The sequence below is a fragment of the Neisseria perflava genome (assembly GCF_019334725.1).
In the GTDB taxonomy this organism is placed as follows: Bacteria; Pseudomonadota; Gammaproteobacteria; order Burkholderiales; family Neisseriaceae; genus Neisseria; species Neisseria subflava_A.
This window is the reverse complement of sequence record NZ_CP079818.1, coordinates 1,076,150-1,095,090: the sequence shown is the minus strand read 5'-3', so window position 1 is coordinate 1,095,090 and position 18,941 is coordinate 1,076,150. Positions and strand designations below refer to the sequence as shown.

Below are 18,941 nucleotides of genomic sequence, written 5' to 3'. Positions count from 1 at the left end.
TGTGTTCCTTTTTACTAAATCGGTTGTTCGGGGAAAATCAAATTTCCCGCCATTATACGCAAATTGATGAAGTTGAGGGGCGTTTCTCAACGTCGGATCTGACCGTTGCCATTGATATAGAATTTGGTCGAAGTCAGCGCTTCCAAACCCATCGGGCCACGGGCGTGCATTTTTTGGGTGGAAATACCGATTTCCGCGCCCAATCCGAAAACAAAGCCGTCGGTAAACCGAGTAGACGCATTGACATAAACCGCCGCCGCATCAATGCTTTCTTGGAAAAACTCGGCATGGGCAATGCTTTGGGTCACAATCGCTTCCGAGTGATGCGTCGTATGGCCATTAATCCAATCGACGGCTTCTTCCACTGATTTTACCGTTTTGACCGACATAATATAGTCAAGAAACTCGGTACTGTAATCTTCCTCGGTTGCCAAAACAGCATTTTTAAACATACGCAGTGCTTCCTGATCGGCTCTAAATTCGACCGGATGCACTTTGGCAACTGCTTCTTCCAGTTTGGGCAAAAACGCCTCCGCTATCTTTTCGTGGACAACCAAAGATTCAGCTGCATTGCACACGCTCGGACGCTGCGTTTTGGCGTTCACGACGATATCGACTGCCATCTCCAAATCGGCACTGTCGTCCACATAAATATGGCAATTACCGACTCCGGTTTCAATGACGGGAACTTTCGATTTCTCTTTCACCGTCTGAATCAAGCGCGCACCGCCGCGCGGAATCAGCACATCAATATAATCGACTGCCTGCATCAATTCCTCGGCAGCGGCATGACTGGTATCTTCAACCAGCTGCACCACATCGGCATCCATTCCCGCTTTTACCAAAGTCTGCCTGATGACGGCAATCAATGCGGTGTTGGAATGGATGGCATCGCGACCGCCGCGCAAAATAATGGCATTGCCGGTTTTAAAGGCCAGAGAAAACGCATCGACTGAAACATTCGGGCGGCTTTCAAAAATCATGGCGACCACGCCCAAAGGCACGCGTTTTTGAACAATCTTCAAACCGTCCAGATTGGTATAACCACGGACAACCTGCCCAATCGGGTCCTGCAAATCGGCAACCTGCCCAATGCCTTCCGCAATGCCTTTGATGCGTTCGTAATTCAAGCGCAGCCTGTCGAGCATAATGTCCGAAATGCCGTTTTCTTTTGCAGCGGCCAAATCGCGGGCATTTTCCGCCAAAATCATCTCAGCCTGTTCAACCAATGCTGCCGCAACCTGACGCAACAGATTGTTTTTTTCCACGCTTCCCAAGCTGATTAACTTTTTACTGGCTTTTTGAGCATTCTTGCCCAACTGTTCGATATAGCTCATCAAACCTCCCTATTTCTCTTGTGCAAACCACGTTCCGATAGGCGCGCCATCTAAAACCTGAAGGATATCGCGCGGATTGGCGCTGTTCATCAACACCATCTGGCCGTGATGTTCAAACATCATCTGCGCGCTCTTAATCTTACTGAGCATGCCGCCCGTACCAAACTTACTGCCCGAGCCGCCGGCAGAAGCAATAATTTCTTCAGTAATATCGACCACATGGCTGCGCAGCTTGGCATCAGTGTGAACAGCCGGATTTTTATCAAACAAACCGTCAATATCGGACAGCATAATCAGCAAATCAGCTTTAACGATTTTCGCCACGACTGCCGACAAACGGTCGTTATCGCCAAACTTGGTCGCATGGTCCATCTCGTCCACGCTGACCGCGTCGTTCTCATTGACAATAGGGATGACACCGATGGAAAGCAGGGATTCAAAAGCATTGGTAACATTTGCCAAACTTTCCGGATATTCGACCACATCACGCGTCAGCAGGATTTGCGATACCGTCATCCGATAATGGGAAAAAATCTGCGAGTAAAGGCTCATCATGGCCACTTGACCGACGCTGGAAACAGCCTGTTGCTGCGCCATTTCCGCCGGACGTTTTTCCATGTTGAGGACATTCAGCCCAAAGCCCATCGCGCCGGAAGACACCAGCACAATTTCTTTGTCCTTACTGACCAAGCTGGAAATGACAAAGGCCAGTTGGTCGATTTTTGCCAAATTGATTTTGCCGTTTGGCAACACCAAAGAACTGGTTCCGATCTTAATGACAATGCGTTTTACTGCTTCAAAATCTCGTTTCATTATTCTCCTCTGCTTTCTATTTTTATGATTGCACGCGGCATTATTTCAGCCAAGCTAATCCACATCATAACTGCGAAGCAATAGAAAATACAGACAAAATTAAAAATGCTCCCTTTAAAAGCCGTATTTTCAGCTCTTATCCGAATCCGTTAACAACAAAACAAAAGGCCGTCTGAAACCCTATTTCAGGTTTCAGACGGCCTTTTACCGATTGTTGAGAATCCGGCCTGCCACGAAAAATACAGGCCGTGCCCTACAAACGCTTATTGGTGTTCAGAAATAATTTTCAGCATTTGCGCCAATACTTTAGGATTGGCCGCAACGATGTCGCCGCTTTCCAACCAGCCTTCATTACCGGACATATCGGTAACGATGCCGCCTGCTTCTTGGACAATCAATGCACCGGCGGCAATATCCCAAGGTTTGAGGTTAAACTCGAAGAAACCGTCCAAACGGCCGGCCGCAACGGCACACAAATCCAAAGAAGCCGCGCCTTCACGACGGCCGCCGGCGGTTTTTGCCAAGAAGTCTCTCAAAATCGCCAGATACTTGTCCATCATGCTTTGATCGACAACAGGGAAGCCGGTACCGATCAGGCAGCGGTTCAATTCGATGCGGTTGGAAACGCGGATGCGGCGGTCGTTGAGCAACGCGCCTTTGCCGCGGGATGCCATGTACACGTCGTTGCGCTCAGGTGCGTACACCAAAGCTTCTTGCAACACGCCTTTGTGCAGGAGTGCCATAGAGATGGCGTATTGAGGATGGCCGTGGAGGAAGTTGGTTGTGCCGTCGAGCGGGTCGATAATCCATTCGTACTCGGCGGTGGCTTTACCGTGGGAGCCGCCTTCTTCGCAAGTGATTTTATGATGCGGATAGGCTTCTTTGAGCGCTTCCACCAAAATCATCTCGGAGCTGCGGTCAACATCGGAAACGAAGTCGTTGAATGCTTTGCTGTCTACTTTGACGGCATCCAGATTGCCGGCGGCGCGAATCATCATTTGCCCTGCTTTACGGGCGGCTTTGAAAGCGGTATTTAAAAACGGATTCATGGTTTTCTTCCTAATTCAGGTAAAATACGCCCTAATGCGCCGAACAAGGCACACAAGAGGCTGTTAATCGTTTCCGATGCTGTTAAAGAACATTTCAGACGGCATGGAAAAAGGCCGTCTGAAAACAAAAAGATGGCGCATTATACCTGATTCCCGTACAAACAGAAAATAAAACATGACTTCCGAAAAACCTGCCCTGCCCGCTTATCTGGACAACATCCGCATCATCCTCACGCGCACCAGCCATCCCGCCAATATCGGCTCCGCCGCGCGCGCCATGAAAACAATGGGCCTGCACAAATTGACCATCGTCGCCCCCAATCTGATGGCAACGCCGATGACGGAAAATCCGCCCGTATTCGATCCGGAGCATCCGCAATCATTTAAATTACCGGAAGAAAGTTTCATCCTTGCCTCCGGCGCGGCAGACGTTTTGGAAAATGCCACCATTGCCGCTTCTTTGGACGAAGCCCTTGCCGACACCACCATCGCCTGCGCCCTAACCAGCCGCCGCCGTGAAATCACTGCGCCGCTGCAAACGCCGCGCGAATTGGTGCCTGAATTACTACAGGCCGCCAACCGTGGCGAGAAAGTGGCGCTGGTTTTCGGTAACGAAACTTTCGGCTTGAGCATCGAAGAAGTCCAAGCCTGCAACCGACTGATGACCATCAACGGCAACCCCGACTATTTCTCGCTCAACCTCGCCCAAGCAGTGCAAGTTGTATGCTACGAAATCTTCAGCCAAACCGATTCACCCATGACCCACCTGCAACAGGAAGACCACGCCGCGACCCACGAGCAAATCAAAGGCATGGTTGCCCACATGGAAAGCGTGATGAACGACATCGGCTTTTTCAACCGCCGCAACGGCGAGCGCCTGATGCGCCGTATGCAGAGCCTGTTCGGACGCGCCAACACGCAAACCGAAGACATCGATATCCTGCGCGGTTTTTTCAATACCGTCAGCCACCGTATCCATAAAAAAGACTGATTAATGCCGTCTGAAAACATTTCCAGCCTTTCAGACGGCATGACTGATATTCGGATAAGCATGAATTACGCCCTAGACGCATTATGGTGGAAACTCACCAGCCACCCCGTCCGCGACCTCGCCTCGCTGCTGACTGCGCCGCCTTTGTGGCAAAGCGGTTGCGAATTGAGCGTGCGCGAACTATTGGGGGAACACGGTTTCCGCTACCTTTTGGCATTGGATGCCGATCCCACGCCGCTGATGGATTACCTTACCCAACGCGCCCCGTTCGGCCACCGTCTCGGCATTTATGCCGAAGAGCTGCTGGCTTTTTGGTTTGCCAACGCGCCGCATGCCGAACTGCACGCATACAACCTGCCCGTTTTTTCAGACGGCCAAACTTTGGGAGCTGCAGATTTTGTCGTTTCCCTCAACCAACAGCCCTACCATATCGAGCTGGCGTGTAAATACTACGGCGGAGACCAAGTGCAAAACCTGCGCGGCCTTAATCCTAAAGACACGCTGACGGACAAAGCCGCCAAACTGGTGCAGCAATCCAAACTGCTGCATACGCCGCAAGGCAAAGCAACCTTAACCGCACAAGGCCTGCCGGAAAATCTGCTTCCTGCTTCCATCGTGCGCGGCATCGGATTTTTTCCACAGGGTTTCCATACTTTTGAGCCGCCGCTTAATCCATACGGCTGGCGCGGCATCTATATTCAAGATTGGGCGGAATACGGGTTTGAACGCCAAGAAGCCCGCTACCATCTGCTCGACCGCATGGCCTATCTCGCGCCTGCGCGTGTTGCCGAAACCGAAACATTGAACGAAACCGAAATCCGCCGTATCGACCAAGGCTTGATTGCCGTTTTGGAATTACGGCCGGACGGCTTTTGGCACGAAATCGAACGCATCATGAAGGCCGTCTGAAACCATTTACCAACTTTAAGAGAACCCATTACATTATGAACGCCGCACAACTCGACCATACCGCCAAAGTTTTGGCTGAAATGCTGACTTTCAAACAGCCTTCCGATGCCGTCCTCTCCGCCTATTTCCGCGAACACAAAAAACTCGGCCGCCAAGACCGCCACGAAATCGCCGAAACCGCCTTTGCCGCACTGCGCCACTATCAAAAAATCAGTACCGCCCTGCGCCGTCCGCACGCGCAGCCGCGCAAAGCCGCACTCGCCGCACTGGTTCTCGGCAGAAGCACCAACATCAGCCAAATCAAAGACCTGCTTGATGAAGAAGAAACAGAGTTCCTCGGCAATTTGAAAGCCCGTAAAACCGAGTTTTCAGACGGCCTGAATACCGCCGCAGAATTACCGCAATGGCTGGTGGAACAACTGCAACAGCATTGGAGCGAAGAAGAAATCCTCGCCTTCGGCCGCAGCATCAACCAACCTGCCCCGCTCGACATCCGTGTCAATACCCTGAAAAGCAAACGTGATAAAGTGCTGCCATTGTTGCAAGCCGAAAGTGCCGATGCAGAGGCCACGCCTTATTCGCCCTGGGGCATCCGCCTGAAAAACAAAATCGCGCTTAACAAACACGAACTGTTTTTAGACGGCACGTTGGAAGTCCAAGACGAAGGCAGCCAGCTGCTTGCCTTATTGGTGGGCGCAAAACGCGGCGAAATCGTTGTCGATTTCTGTGCCGGTGCCGGCGGTAAAACCTTGGCTGTCGGCGCGCAAATGGCCAACAAAGGCAGAATCTACGCCTTCGACATCGCCGAAAAACGCCTTGCCAACCTCAAACCGCGCATGACCCGTGCCGGACTGACCAACATCCACCCCGAACGCATCAGCAGCGAACACGATACCCGTATCACCCGACTGGCAGGCAAAGCCGACCGCGTGTTGGTGGACGCGCCCTGCTCCGGTTTGGGTACTTTACGCCGCAACCCCGACCTTAAATACCGCCAATCCGCCGAGACCGTGGCCAACCTTTTAGAACAGCAACACAGCATCCTCGATGCCGCCTCCAAACTGGTGAAACCTCATGGCCGCTTGGTGTATGCCACCTGCAGCGTATTACCGGAAGAAAATGAGTTGCAAGTCGAACGTTTCCTGTCCGAACATCCCGAATTTGAACTCGTCAACTGCGCCGAACTGCTGCAAAGCCTGAAGATTGATTTGGATACCGGAAAATACCTGCGCCTCAACTCTAGAGAACACCAAACCGACGGCTTCTTTGCCGCCGTATTGCAACGCAAGGATTAAGGTTGAAAAAGGCCGTCTGAAATCCTTTCAGACGGCCTTTTTGATAGATTTTTTACATTAAAATCATTAGATACGATAGTCGCGCTCTGCAATAATATACTTTAAGGCATGTATCTCGACCTTTTATCAGAATATTGTGAAAAGCTGGCAAAAATGCTTTATGCTTTGTAAATGTATGTGTTCTCGTTCAAAATTCGCCCGGTCATGCCTCAGGCGATACCCGATACGGACAACGATAATATATAAATCATTTGGTTAAAAATCATGTCGCATATTTATTCTTCCCCCACAAAGCCCCGTTTATTGTCATCGGCCGTTGCCGTCGCCTGCTGTCTGTTGCCGTTTCAGACGGCCTCTGCATACAGCCTGCAAGACATCCTCAGGGACGCTTTAATCAGCGATCCGATTGTGCGTGAAGCCAAAGCCACTCAAGAAGCAGCGCAAAGCACGACCAAAGCCACGCGTGCGCGCCATTATCCTGTCGTTACCCTGACCGGCACAAAAGTGCTGGCGCAACACAATAAATATTCCAGCAACGACATGGAAGACGGTGTCGGCGTGCGCGGCAGCGTGAACATCTACTCATGGGGTGCGATTGAAGCCGCCGTCCGCCGCGACCGCAGCCGCGAAGAATACTATCAACACAAATACACCGAAAGCCAAGAGCAGCTGGGCAGCGATATCGGCCGCCTCTATCTGAGCGCATTGCGCGCAAAAGAAACCCTGATCCTCAACGAACAGACTTTGACGCGCCACAACAAGCTCTTAAAAGACTTGGATACCATCGTCAAATATGATGCCGGCCGCCGTTCCGAATTGATTGAAGCGCGCGCGCGCCAACTGCAAGTGGCAAACATCATTGCCCAACAACGCCGCACCATGGATTTGGCACTGAGCCGCCTGTCCCGCTATACCTCGCGCCAGCTGACTGCCAACGATTTGGAAGATCCGTTTAAAAACGACACGGCGAAATCCATCAGCGAACGCTTCAACAACCCCAACCGCAACAACAATCCGTCCTATCAGGCGCAATTGGCCGAGCGCGACAGCGTCCGTGCCGATTTGGACGCTTCCAAAGCCGAACGCCTGCCTGCCCTTAATTTAGAAGGCAGTGCAACGCGTAACACCAGACAGCTTTATTTAAACGTTGCATGGAATGTGTTGGATATTGCCGCACGACACAATGTAGAGCGCAATGCCAAATCATTGATTGCCGCAGAAGCCAAGTCCGAACAAATCCTGCGCGACATGAACGAACGCGTTCAAACATCAGCCATCGACATGCAGGAAAGCGAACAGCGTACCGCGTTGACGGCGCAACACATCGCCGCCCAAAAAGAAGTCATCAAAGTGTACGAATTGCAGTTTAAAATCGCCCGACGTACGCTGACCGACGTTTTGAGCGCATACAGCGAGTTATCCTCCATCGAGCAGGATTATGTTGCCGCCCGCAACGATTTCCGCGATGCGGCGCTCGACTATTTAAATACCCAGGCCAAAATCTCCGCTTGGGTCGGTTTGGCACAAAAATAAAGCCATATCCGCCGGTTAAACCAAAAACATTACGCGAAAAAATATGAAAGCCATCATTGAACATATCGTCTTAGTGACCCGCCTTTTGGGTGCGCCCGTATCCGAAGCTGCTTTGTCCGCCGAAGTCGTGCGCGACAAAAAGCTTAAGGTCAACTATCACTCGCTGGTCGAAGTCCTGCGCAGCCACGGCTTTGAAAACACCTTATCCAAACGCAATTTGGAAGACATCCCCTCGCTCGCCGTGCCGGTCATGATTATCCTGCACAACGAAGAGGCAGCGGTCATCACCCAAATCGAAGGCTCCGGCCAAGAGCGCAAATACCATATCCGCCAAGTAGACGGTTTGGAACAGGAACTCAGCCACGAGCAGCTTTCCGGCCTGTATTTGGGCTACTGCTGGTTTATCAAACCCAAAATGGCGACCGATATGCGCTCGGAGCTGCCTGAATACCATCTGCCCAAAGCATGGTTTTGGAAAGTCATTTGGCGTTTCCGCAGCTACTACTACCAAGTCATTTTGGCCACCATCATTATCAACTTCCTTGCGCTCGTCAGCTCCCTGTATGTGATGAACGTGTACGACCGCGTGATTCCCAATCAGGCCTATGAAACCTTGTGGGTATTGAGCATCGGCGTGGTCTTGGCGATTTTGTTTGAATTTGCCGCCAAGATGATTCGTGGTCATTTGACCGATATTGCCGGCAAAAAAGCCGACTTGATCATCAGCTCCGCCCTGTTCCGCCGCGTGATGGCATTACGTCTGGCAGACCGTCCAGCTTCTTCCGGTTCATACGCCAGCAACCTGCGCGAATTTGAAGCCGTGCGAGAGTTCATGACCAGTGCCAGCTTGTTGACTATTGTCGACTTGCCTTTCCTGTTGCTGTTTATCTTCGTAATTTCCATGGTCGGCGGCAAACTGGCACTCGTTCCCCTAACCATCATTCCGATTGTCGTGATTGTCGGTTTTGTCGTACAACGCCCGCTCTCTCGCCACATCAACGAATCGATGAAAGAAGGTTCGCAACGCTCCGGCCTTGCCGTTGAAGCCATCGAAGGCATCGAAACCCTGAAAACCAACAACGCCACATCTTGGGCGCAACAACGTTGGGACGAATACACCGCCAAAACTTCCGCTTCTTCCATCAAAGTCAAAGACACCAGCAACTTCATGGTCAACTTCGCCGTTGCCATGCAGCAGCTCAATACCGTCTTCTTGGTCGTCGTCGGTACCTATTTGATTCATGCCGACAACCATGCGGAACGTATCACCATGGGTGCATTGATTGCCTCTGTGATTCTGTCCGGCCGCGCCTTGGCGCCGTTGGCACAAATCGCTGGTTTGGCCACCCGCTTCCAACAGGCCAAACTTGCCCTCAAAGGTGTAAACGACATCGTTACCCGCCCTATCGAGCGCAATCCGGAACGCAAATACATTACTTTGGACAACGTACAAGGCAACATTACCTTTGAAAATGTATCGTTCAAATATCAAGCCGACAACAACAGCGCCGTCGAAGATTTGCGCCTGACCATCAAACCGGGTGAAAAAGTCGGTATTTTGGGCCGTATCGGCAGCGGTAAAAGCACCATGCTCAAACTGGCCAGCGGTCTGTACGACACTGAAAAAGGCAACGTTACCCTTGACGGCGTCGATATGCGCCAGCTTGACCCCAACTTCCTGCGCGATCAAGTCCTGCTGTTGAGCCAATCGCCACGCCTGTTCCTCGGCACATTGCGTGAAAATATGGACTTGGCGCGTACCGGCAGCTACTCTACCGACCAAGACTTACTGACTGCGCTCAACCGCTTCGGCCTCGACAAAATCATCCGCAACCATCCACGTGGTTTGGATATGCCTCTGGGTGAAGACGGCTTAGGCTTGTCCGGCGGTCAAAAACAAATCATCGCCCTGGCACGCATGACCTTGCGCAACCCGAAAGTCGTCTTGCTGGACGAGCCGACCACCAGCCTGGACCAGGCTACCGAACGCATGGCGCTCAATGCTATTGCCCAATGGGGTCGCAACCGCACCATGCTTTTGGTGACCCACCGTCCGCAAGTGCTGCAAATCGTCAACCGCATCATTGTGATGGATAATGGTAAAGTCGTGATGGACGGCCCGCGTGACCTCGTATTGCAAAAACTCATGCAAAACGAACAGGCCAAAGCAGCCAACGCCAAACAACAGCAACAAGCTGCTGCTGCCTCTCAATCAGCAGCACGATAAAGCAAAAGGCCGTCTGAAACCTACTTGCCCTTTCAAACAGCCTGCCCTAATGGTTAAAATCCACCAAACACAATAAAGACACACGATTATGAGCCGCGAAAACAACGTCAAATCCAAAGATCTCGACCTTATCAACGACCTCAACGCCGCCCTGCAAAAAGAAAAACACAGTGGCCAGTTTATTGTCATCATCCTGTTTTTTATTCTGATGATTGTCTTCGTTATTTGGGCTTACAACAGCCCTGTCGAAGAAGTTACCCGTGGCAACGGCAATATCATTCCCAGCAGCCGTGAGCAAGTAATCCAAAGCCTGGATCCCGGCATCGTAACCGAAATCATGGTTAAAGAAGGAGATATGGTCGAGAAAGATCAGATTCTGATGAAACTCGACGACACACGCAGCTCCGCCGTTTTGCGCGAAAGCGAAGCCAAAGTCGCAAACCTCGAAGCCACTATTGCCCGCCTTAAAGCTGAAGCCTACGGAACCAAGCTCTCCTTCCCTGACAGCGTGGGTCCCGAGCTTCGCCGTCGCGAAATCGCCGCCTACAAAGCACGCCGCCAAGTCATGGTGGATGCCATCAACGGCCTATCCCAAAGCAAGGCCGCACTTGATCGAGAGATTGCCATTACTGCTCCTCTTGTTTCCGAAGGTTATGTTTCCGAAGTCGAACTTTTAAGAATGCGCCGCGATTCCGCAGACTTGGCCACCCAAATCTCTGAACGCCGCAACCGCTACAAAGCCGATGCCAACAACGAACTCTTGCAAGCCGAATCCGAACTGGCGCAATCCAAAGAAAACGTTGCCATGCGTGCCGACCCGGTTGAACGCTCGCAAATCCGCGCCCCTATGCGCGGCATCGTCAAAGGCATAAAAGTCACCACCATCGGCGGCGTTGTGAACGCAGGCGAAGACATCATGCAAATCGTCCCGGTTGATGACAAACTGCTGGTCGAAGCCTATATCCGTCCGCAAGACATCGCCTTTATCCGCGCAGGCCAACCTGCATTGGTTAAAGTCAGCGCATACGACTACTCCATCTACGGCGGTTTAGAAGGCAAAGTTACCCTCGTCGGCGCCGATACCGTCAGCAACTCTATGCAAAACCGTGCCAACGACTTAAAACTTGACCCGAACCAAGTTTATTACCGCGTTCTCGTCCAAACCGAAAACAACTCCCTGAAAGACAAAAACGGCAAACCGATGCCGATTATTCCGGGTATGGTTGCAACGGTAGACATCAAAACCGGTGAAAAAACCATCTTCCAATACCTGATCAAACCGATTACGCGTATGAAACAAGCGTTGAGCGAACGCTAATCGATAAACTGATAAAAGGCCGTCTGAAAGTTTTCAGACGGCCTTTGGTTTATGTTTTCACTATGCCTGTTTATCCGACAGGCAAATTACTTCTCCTTAAACGTCGCTCCGACAAACGTCCTTTTCGGATTGCCGCGCTCAACTTGATAGAGTTGCGTGTGCTGCTCCTGCGCAAAATTTCCTGCCTGTCCGGCATGATGCTCTGCCAGCTTTTGCGCCAATAACATTACCGCCAATTTTTTATTGGCATGCTGGCTGCGTTCGCTCTCGACCCACACGGAAATGCCGCTTTCTTTATGGGTAGCGCGGACGGCGCTTTCGATTTTATTGACGTGTTGCCCGCCTTTACCGCCCGAACGGCAGGTTTGAAACTCGATTCCGTTTTCAGACGGCATTTCATACGTCTGCGGCATATCGGGCAAACGAAAAACGCCTATATACCAATTTTTGCGCGGATGTTTCGGGCGGACGGGGCTGGGGCATATCCATTGGAGCGTCCCCTGCCAAGTTTGCGCCAAACTTTCGGCTTTTTGCCCTGCCAATTTGAGCGTCGCCGACAAAATGCCGTACTTATCGGCGGTTTCGTTAACGAGTTCGGCATCAATGCCTTTTGATTGGGCTTCGGCAAGCAGCTTGCCCAAGACGAAACGGGCAAATATTCGGCACTCTGCCGGCCCTTGCGCGGTGGAAATTTGCAGATGAACCGCTGGTGTATTCTGTTTCATCTTTACGCTCCACACTCGCCGCCGGTTTTATAAGTCAAAACAGGTTTAAACCGCGCGACCAATTCAATCAAACCTGCGTTTTTCATGGCGGCAATAACGCTGTCGATGCTTTTATAAGCCTGCGGCGCTTCTTCAAAAATCAAGGCCTTATCCTGACAAACGACTACGCTGCCGAATTCGGTCTGGCGCAGGCTGTCGGCAGTGTATTTGTGCGACAACCTGCCTTTGCATTCGCCGCGCTGCCATTTCCGACCTGCGCCGTGAGCCAAGGTATTCAACGAAATTTGACAATCTTCGGCAGGTTGGACCAGATAGCTGTAATCGCCGCGCGAGCCGGGTATCATGACCAAGCCTTTATCGGTGGGCGTTGCGCCTTTTCGGTGCAGCCAACCGATTGTGCCGTCAATCTCGGTTTGTTCCAAAAAATTATGGTGGACATCGAGCAGGCATGTTCCTTCTGCGCGCCAACGGTCAAGCATTCTGGCCACAATCAAACGGCGGTTAAGGCTGGCAAATTCAAGGGCTGTTTGGTGTTCGGCAAGATAGGCCGCCGCCGCTTCGCCCTCTTCCGCCAAACCTTGATGCCCGAAGGCGGCAATATGGTATTGCAAAATCTGCTGGCCCAATCCGCGCGAACCGCTATGCACCAACAGTTGCAGATGGTTTTCATCAAAATCGGGCGGAAGCAAATCGGTGCGATAAACGGTGTCAACGGTTTGCAACTCGGCAAAATGGTTGCCGCCGCCAATCGTACCTACAGCAAGGCCGTCTGAAAATTGGTGCATATCGACAGCGTCACCTAATAAATCGACCTGTTCGTCTTTATCTAGCGGCGTATCGATATTGCCAAGCTGTTTGGCGAGTTTGGCAGGTTTGAGTTTGGCCGCGCGTAAATCGGTCTGCCAAAACGCCATGCCGCAACCGATGTCGTTTCCAATCAGGGCAGGATAAAAATGACGGTCGCTGAAAAATGCCGCGCCAACCGGATAACCGCGCCCTGCGTGTAAATCCGGCATTCCGGCAACGCGCAACATATGCGGTAATCGGGCGGTGGTTTCAAGCTGTGCGACAGCGTTGCCTTCAATCCATGTATTTGAATCGGCAATAATTTGAATATGATGGGAATAATTGCCCATGTGTTTATGCTTTCTTTTAAACGGATAGAAACCGTCAACAGATGACAATAGGTATCTACCGTCTGCTAAATGTTCAGACGGCCTGGTTTCTAGCCGATAATCGTAGGGAAAGCAGCCCGAAGCGGGCGACATGGAATGCGAAAAGCGTTATCCGAAAGTCAGACCTACGCTTGGGCTGCAAAGAATGTGATTGAGCGGATTGAAGTATTGCGTGTCATGGCTTGCTCCTTTCTTTGCATGAAAATATTAAAAACGTTCGGATTATAGAAGGTTCATTTCCAATCATGCAAACTTACTGACATCAATCTGCCAATGATGTTGCATAAATGGCAACTATTGAGAACATAATTTAGGCCGTCTGAAAACTTTTCAGACGGCCTTTGATACCCAATAATCCTTACAAAACAACGGTCGGATAAGAGCCGACAACTTTCACGAAGGAAGCGCGTTCACCCAAAAGCTGCAAGGCTTTTTGGACATTTTCATCGCCTTGATGGCCTTCGATATCAATGAAGAACAGATATTCCCACAAAACCGATTTGCTTGGGCGGCTTTCAAATTTGGTCATGGAAATGCCCAACTTGGTGAAGGGTTGCAACAAGGAGGTAACGGCACCGGCACGGTTGGGTGCGGATACGACCAAAGAGGTTTTATCGTTGCCGCTGCGGCCGGTTTCTTGATGACCCATCACCAAGAAGCGCGTGGTGTTGTTCGGTTCGTCTTCGATACACTCGGCGGCAAAGCTCAACTGATAAATTTCCGCGGCAATACGTCCGGCTATCGCGGCCACATTCGGACTGTCAGATTCGGCAACCAGACGCGCTGCTTCGGCATTGCTGGCTACGGCGATACGCTCGGCATTAGGCAGATTGCGGCCGAGCCAGTCGTTGCATTGTGCCAAGGCTTGGGCATGGGCGAAAACTTTGGTAATGCCGCCGATTTCGTGGCTGTCTTTACGCAACAAGTTGTGATGAATACGGACAACCACTTCGCCGCAGGCTTTCAACGCAGTTACGGCCAGCAAGTCCAAAGTGCGCCCCACCGAGCCTTCGGTCGAATTTTCTACCGGCGCCACCAAATAATCGGCTTGACGCGTTTCAACTTGTTTGAAGCAGTTGTCGATGGTGGTACACGCCATGGTGTGTGCGGCGTGGCCGAAATGTTTGATGGCGGCTTGCTGGGTAAATGTTCCCTTCGGGCCCAAATAGGCAATCGTCAGCGGACGCTCCACTGCCAAACATTCGCTCATAATCTCGCGAAACAGCCGGGTGACCGATTCATCAGGCAAAGGACCGCGGTTCAAATCCTGAATCCGGCGCAAAACGGCCACTTCCCGTTCAGGACGGTACACCGCGCCTGTCCCTTTCAATTCGCCGATAGCATGCGCATGACCGGCGCGCTCGTTGAGCAAACGGAGGATTTCCGCATCGATGCTGTCGATGGCATTGCGGTGCGGCAATAATTGTTCGTCTATGGATAAAGGCATAAGCTGTCTCGCAATTTTGTGAGGGATATTTTCATTTTAACATTAAAGGCCGTCTGAATTCCGTTTTCAGACGGCCTCAACACTATCTTTATCTAACTTTATCGTCTATCAGGTTTGCAAACGCCGCCAATTCCATCATAATTAAGCCTTTTGAACGACAAGGTCTATTCCATGCACTCAAACGGACTGTACACCCGTTTTCTGCCCGATGAAGAAGCAACCCTGAAACTGGGTGAAGAATGGAGCAAGCAGCTTTCCGCTCCGCTGACCATCTACCTTGAAGGCGGGCTGGGTGCAGGCAAAACCACGCTGACACGCGGGATTTTGCGCGGACTGGGACATACGGGCGCAGTCAAAAGCCCGACTTACACCATTGTCGAATCTTATCCGCTGGATGCATTCACCCTCCACCATTTCGACCTCTACCGCTTTACCATACCCGAGGAATGGGAAGATGCCGGTTTGGACGAATTGTTTGCGCCCGACAGCATCTGCCTCATCGAATGGCCGCAGCAAGGCGGGGAATTCACGCCTCCGGCAGATATTACCATTACATTGACGTATACCGATAAGGGCAGAACCTGCACCTTTTCCGCCCACACAAACCAAGGCCGAAAAAGTTTAGAATCATGGTCAAATTAACTAGAAGACACATTCTCCGTCAAGGCACAGGACTATTTCTCACCCTCACGCCCGTTGGTGCCGCATTGGCCAAACCGGCCTCTCCTGCGCAATTCCTTGCCGTCCGCATTTGGCCGGCGCACGCCTACACACGCGTTACCCTTGAGAGCAACCACTCGATGAAATACCAACATTTTATGTTGGACAACCCCAGCCGGTTGGTTGTAGATATTCAAGGAGCGGAAATCAACAGCGTCCTGCAAGGCATTTCCAGCAAAGTGCTGTCTAACGACCCTTTTATCCGCAGCATTCGTGCTGGTCAAAATACGCCCAATACCGTGCGTATCGTCATCGACCTCAAACAAAGCTCCCATCCGCAAGTCTTTGCGCTCGCCCCCGTCGGCAACTTCAGAAACCGCTTGGTTATCGACCTCTATCCGCACGGCGCAGATGCCAACGACCCGATGATGGCCTTGCTCAACGGCAATGTCCCCAAACAACGTCCGAATACCAATATCGCATACGACACCCCTGCCCCTAAAAACAATCGCGGCAGCGGCGGCAACCGCCGTCCCGTGATTATGATTGACCCCGGTCACGGTGGCGAAGACCCCGGCGCAATCGGCCCGAGCGGCCTCAAAGAAAAAAACGTTGTACTCTCCATTGCACGCGAAACCAAAAAACGCCTCGAAGCCTTGGGTTACAACGTATTCATGACGCGCAACGAAGACATCTTTATCCCATTGGGCGTACGCGTTGCCAAAGGCCGTGCACGCAATGCCGACGTATTCGTGTCCATCCACGCCGATGCCTTTACCAGCCCGTCCGCTCGCGGTACCGGCGTATATATGCTCAATACCAAAGGAGCGACCAGCTCGGCGGCAAAATTCCTTGCCCAAACCCAAAACAACGCCGACGCCATCGGCGGCGTACAAACCAGCGGCAACCCCAATGTCGACAACACGATTTTGGACATGACCCAAACCGCGACCCTGCGTGACAGCCGCAAACTCGGCCATTCCGTCTTGACCGAATTGGGCAAACTCAACCAATTACACAAAGGCCGCGTTGACGAAGCCAACTTCGCTGTCCTCCGCGCGCCGGATGTTCCGTCCATTTTGGTGGAAACCGCCTTCCTCTCCAACCCTACCGAAGAGCGGCTACTCGGCAGCGAATCCTTCCGCCAACAATGCGCCCAAGCCATTGCCACCGGTATTCAAAAATACATCAATACCGCCGTTTTACGACGCGGATAATGGCTTGATGAAACAAAGGCCGTCTGAAAATTTTTCAGACGGCCTTATCTTTTCAAGCAATCTATTTAACCGCACTTCCCTACCGCAGCCGGATAGACGGACACCTTCGTCTGCGTCAATGCAAATAAGTTTTCCAACTGGATTTGCGCCTGACGGTTGGCATGCTCCAAAATCTCAGCCTTACACGCGCTTTGCAATACCTGCCTTTTCGCTTCTTCCTGCACCGTCTTAAATACCGACTTATCCATAGGCAGCAAATTAAACGAGCCGGTCTGAATATCGTACACTTCGATATTTTCCAAATCCACGCTCAAAATTTCCACCGCCGGCAGGCTGATTAAGACCTTGTCGTCCACAATATTGACATTGTCCGCGCCTAACTTGTCCAAATCCAAACCGGCCAACACCTTACCGCGCACAATAAAAATACCGCTTTGAGAATCCTGCCAAAGCCTGCGCCAATCCCCTTTTTTCTCCGTACGGATAATCGTATCGATATAAAATGCCGTACTTTCCAAGCGGTTCATCTGCTTAATCTGCATCAAAACCCCCTCACGGGACAAAACCTGATGTTCTTCGTTCTGACCATGCAGGGCATAAAACCAGCCGCCTGCAGCCGTCAGCGCACACAACACCAGCACGACCAATCCGCGCCCAAGCATTTTCATTTCAAACATCCCCCGTTAAAATAATCATCAAAACATTCCCCATATTCTCCCAAAACCGTCAATTTCAAGCCATACCCAGGCCGTCTGAAATATTAAAACTTATTACTAAAAAGTAATAAAAAAACTCAATAAACAAAGTTTGCCTTTTGGTAAAGACAAGACTACAATCCATTACACACAATTCAATTCCATCTCATCATGAACACCACCGACCTGCGCCGCCACAACCTGCGGCAATGGATAACACAACACCACAACGGCCAGCAGACCAAGTTTGCACAAGCCATCGCCATCAACCAAGGCGAGCTGTCCGCCCTGTTGAAAAACAAATCTTTCGGCGAGAAAAAAGCCCGAAAAATCGAGCAGGCAGCCAATATGCCTGACATGTGGCTGGATCAAGACCACCAAGACCGCCACGCCCCCACCATCAGCCAAGAAAGAAATACCATGTCCCACATCTCCACCATCCCAGAAATCCTAGCAGACATCAAAGCCGGCAAAATGGTCATCATCACCGATGCCGAAGACCGCGAAAACGAAGGCGACTTGCTGATGGCCGCCCAATTCGTTACCCCCGAAGCCATCAACTTCATGATTAAACACGCACGCGGCCTGGTCTGCCTGCCGATGGACGGCGAAATGGTCGAAAAACTCGGCCTGCCCATGATGACCCAGAAAAACGGCGCGCAATACGGTACCAACTTTACCGTCTCCATCGAAGCCGCCCACGGCATTACCACCGGCATCTCCGCCGCCGATCGCGCCCTGACCATTCAAACCGCCGTTTCCCCATCCGCCAAACCAGAAGACATCGTCCAACCCGGCCACATCTTCCCATTGCGTGCCCAAAAAGGCGGCGTACTCGTCCGCGCAGGACACACAGAAGCCGGCGTTGATCTGGCACAAATGAACGGCCTGATTCCCGCCGCCGTCATCTGCGAAATCATCAACGACGACGGCACCATGGCGCGCATGCCCGAACTGATGAAATTCGCCGAAGAACACAACCTCAAAATCGGCACCATTACCGACCTCATCGAATACCGCAGCCGCACCGAAAGCCTGCTCGAAGACATGGGCAACGCACCCGTACAAACCCCGTGGGGCGAGTTCCAACAACACGTTTACGTCGACAAACTCTCAGGCGAAACCCACCTCGCCCTCGTCAAAGGTACACCAACCGCCGACGAAGAAACCCTCGTCCGCGTCCACGAACCCTTCAGCGTCATGGACTTCATCCAAGCCAACCCGCGCCATTCCTGGTCATTGCCCAAAGCCCTTGAGCGCATCCAACAAGCCGAAAGCGGCGTAGTCATCCTCCTGCACCGTACCGAAGACGGCGCCACCCTGCTCGACCGCACCCTGCCCAAAGGCGCAAACCAAGCCTACAAATGGGACAGCAAAAGCTACGGCATAGGCGCACAAATTCTCGCTGGCCTCAACGTCAAAAAACTGCGCGTCCTCGGCCAGCCTTCATCCTTCACCGGCCTCACCGGCTTCGGCCTCGAAGTCGTCGGTTTTGAAGAAGCTGAGAAATAATCTTGCTTGATTGATTCTCAAAGCAAATGAAATAAAAG

The 18,941-nt window shown here is 51.7% G+C and carries 16 protein-coding genes; 9 read left to right on the top strand and 7 right to left on the bottom strand.

The features are described from left to right. Positions 1-86 precede the first annotated feature (86 nt). From LPB400_RS05190 to LPB400_RS05180, 3 genes are all read right to left on the bottom strand, one after another. Complete coding sequence (locus LPB400_RS05190; protein ID WP_107792499.1) at positions 87-1,337, bottom strand: glutamate-5-semialdehyde dehydrogenase; 1,251 nt, start codon at positions 1,335-1,337, stop codon at positions 87-89. A 9-nt stretch (positions 1,338-1,346) separates the two neighbouring features. Continuing rightward, positions 1,347-2,150, bottom strand: a complete 804-nt coding sequence (gene proB, locus LPB400_RS05185) for a glutamate 5-kinase (RefSeq protein ID WP_107792500.1) — start codon at positions 2,148-2,150, stop codon at positions 1,347-1,349. A 263-nt stretch (positions 2,151-2,413) separates the two neighbouring features. Further along, positions 2,414-3,199: an inositol monophosphatase family protein gene (locus tag LPB400_RS05180; protein WP_107792501.1), complete on the bottom strand. Its 786-nt coding sequence runs from the start codon at positions 3,197-3,199 to the stop codon at positions 2,414-2,416. Positions 3,200-3,374: 175 nt separating this feature from the next. Between LPB400_RS05180 and LPB400_RS05175 the strand changes: the two genes are divergently transcribed. The 6 genes from LPB400_RS05175 to LPB400_RS05150 all read left to right on the top strand — a co-directional run bounded on the left by LPB400_RS05175 (position 3,375) and on the right by LPB400_RS05150 (position 11,472). After that, positions 3,375-4,190, top strand: coding sequence for an RNA methyltransferase (locus LPB400_RS05175; protein WP_219089625.1), 816 nt, complete (start codon positions 3,375-3,377; stop codon positions 4,188-4,190). A 39-nt stretch (positions 4,191-4,229) separates the two neighbouring features. Then, complete coding sequence (locus LPB400_RS05170) at positions 4,230-5,099, top strand: DUF1853 family protein (RefSeq protein WP_219089712.1); 870 nt, start codon at positions 4,230-4,232, stop codon at positions 5,097-5,099. Between the two features lie 35 nt (positions 5,100-5,134). Further along, a complete protein-coding gene (locus tag LPB400_RS05165) occupies positions 5,135-6,394 on the top strand; it encodes an RsmB/NOP family class I SAM-dependent RNA methyltransferase (protein WP_219089710.1) in 1,260 nt (419 codons plus the stop codon). Positions 6,395-6,697: 303 nt separating this feature from the next. After that, complete coding sequence (locus LPB400_RS05160; RefSeq protein ID WP_219089623.1) at positions 6,698-7,927, top strand: TolC family protein; 1,230 nt, start codon at positions 6,698-6,700, stop codon at positions 7,925-7,927. Between the two features lie 43 nt (positions 7,928-7,970). Continuing rightward, positions 7,971-10,154, top strand: coding sequence for a type I secretion system permease/ATPase (locus tag LPB400_RS05155; RefSeq protein ID WP_070461465.1), 2,184 nt, complete (start codon positions 7,971-7,973; stop codon positions 10,152-10,154). Positions 10,155-10,242: 88 nt separating this feature from the next. Continuing rightward, positions 10,243-11,472, top strand: a complete 1,230-nt coding sequence (locus LPB400_RS05150; protein WP_070461464.1) for an HlyD family type I secretion periplasmic adaptor subunit — start codon at positions 10,243-10,245, stop codon at positions 11,470-11,472. 86 nt (positions 11,473-11,558) lie between these two features. Here LPB400_RS05150 and prfH read toward each other — a convergent pair whose 3' ends face one another. From prfH to pheA, 3 genes are all read right to left on the bottom strand, one after another. Then, entirely contained in the window at positions 11,559-12,197 is a 639-nt protein-coding gene (gene prfH / locus LPB400_RS05145; protein WP_070461463.1) for a peptide chain release factor H, read from the bottom strand. Between the two features lie 2 nt (positions 12,198-12,199). Next, a complete protein-coding gene (locus LPB400_RS05140; RefSeq protein WP_107792503.1) occupies positions 12,200-13,333 on the bottom strand; it encodes an RNA ligase RtcB family protein in 1,134 nt (377 codons plus the stop codon). Between the two features lie 397 nt (positions 13,334-13,730). Further along, entirely contained in the window at positions 13,731-14,819 is a 1,089-nt protein-coding gene (gene pheA / locus LPB400_RS05135; protein WP_107792504.1) for a prephenate dehydratase, read from the bottom strand. A gap of 171 nt (positions 14,820-14,990) precedes the next feature. Between pheA and tsaE the strand changes: the two genes are divergently transcribed. Both tsaE and LPB400_RS05125 read left to right on the top strand, forming a co-directional pair. Then, positions 14,991-15,461, top strand: coding sequence for a tRNA (adenosine(37)-N6)-threonylcarbamoyltransferase complex ATPase subunit type 1 TsaE (gene tsaE / locus LPB400_RS05130; protein ID WP_107792505.1), 471 nt, complete (start codon positions 14,991-14,993; stop codon positions 15,459-15,461). After that, a complete protein-coding gene (locus LPB400_RS05125) occupies positions 15,449-16,696 on the top strand; it encodes an N-acetylmuramoyl-L-alanine amidase (protein WP_107792506.1) in 1,248 nt (415 codons plus the stop codon). The genes tsaE and LPB400_RS05125 overlap by 13 nt, the downstream gene beginning before the upstream one ends. Positions 16,697-16,761: 65 nt before the next feature. Here the strand turns inward: LPB400_RS05125 and LPB400_RS05120 are convergent, their stop codons facing one another. Then, positions 16,762-17,373 carry a DUF4230 domain-containing protein gene (locus LPB400_RS05120; RefSeq protein ID WP_083290066.1) on the bottom strand — a complete coding sequence of 204 codons (612 nt, stop codon included), beginning with the start codon at positions 17,371-17,373 and terminating at the stop codon, positions 16,762-16,764. A 189-nt stretch (positions 17,374-17,562) separates the two neighbouring features. Here LPB400_RS05120 and ribBA point away from each other — a divergent pair, with 189 nt between their 5' ends. After that, complete coding sequence (gene ribBA / locus LPB400_RS05115; protein WP_107792507.1) at positions 17,563-18,903, top strand: bifunctional 3,4-dihydroxy-2-butanone-4-phosphate synthase/GTP cyclohydrolase II; 1,341 nt, start codon at positions 17,563-17,565, stop codon at positions 18,901-18,903. The last annotated feature ends 38 nt before the right edge of the window (positions 18,904-18,941 follow it).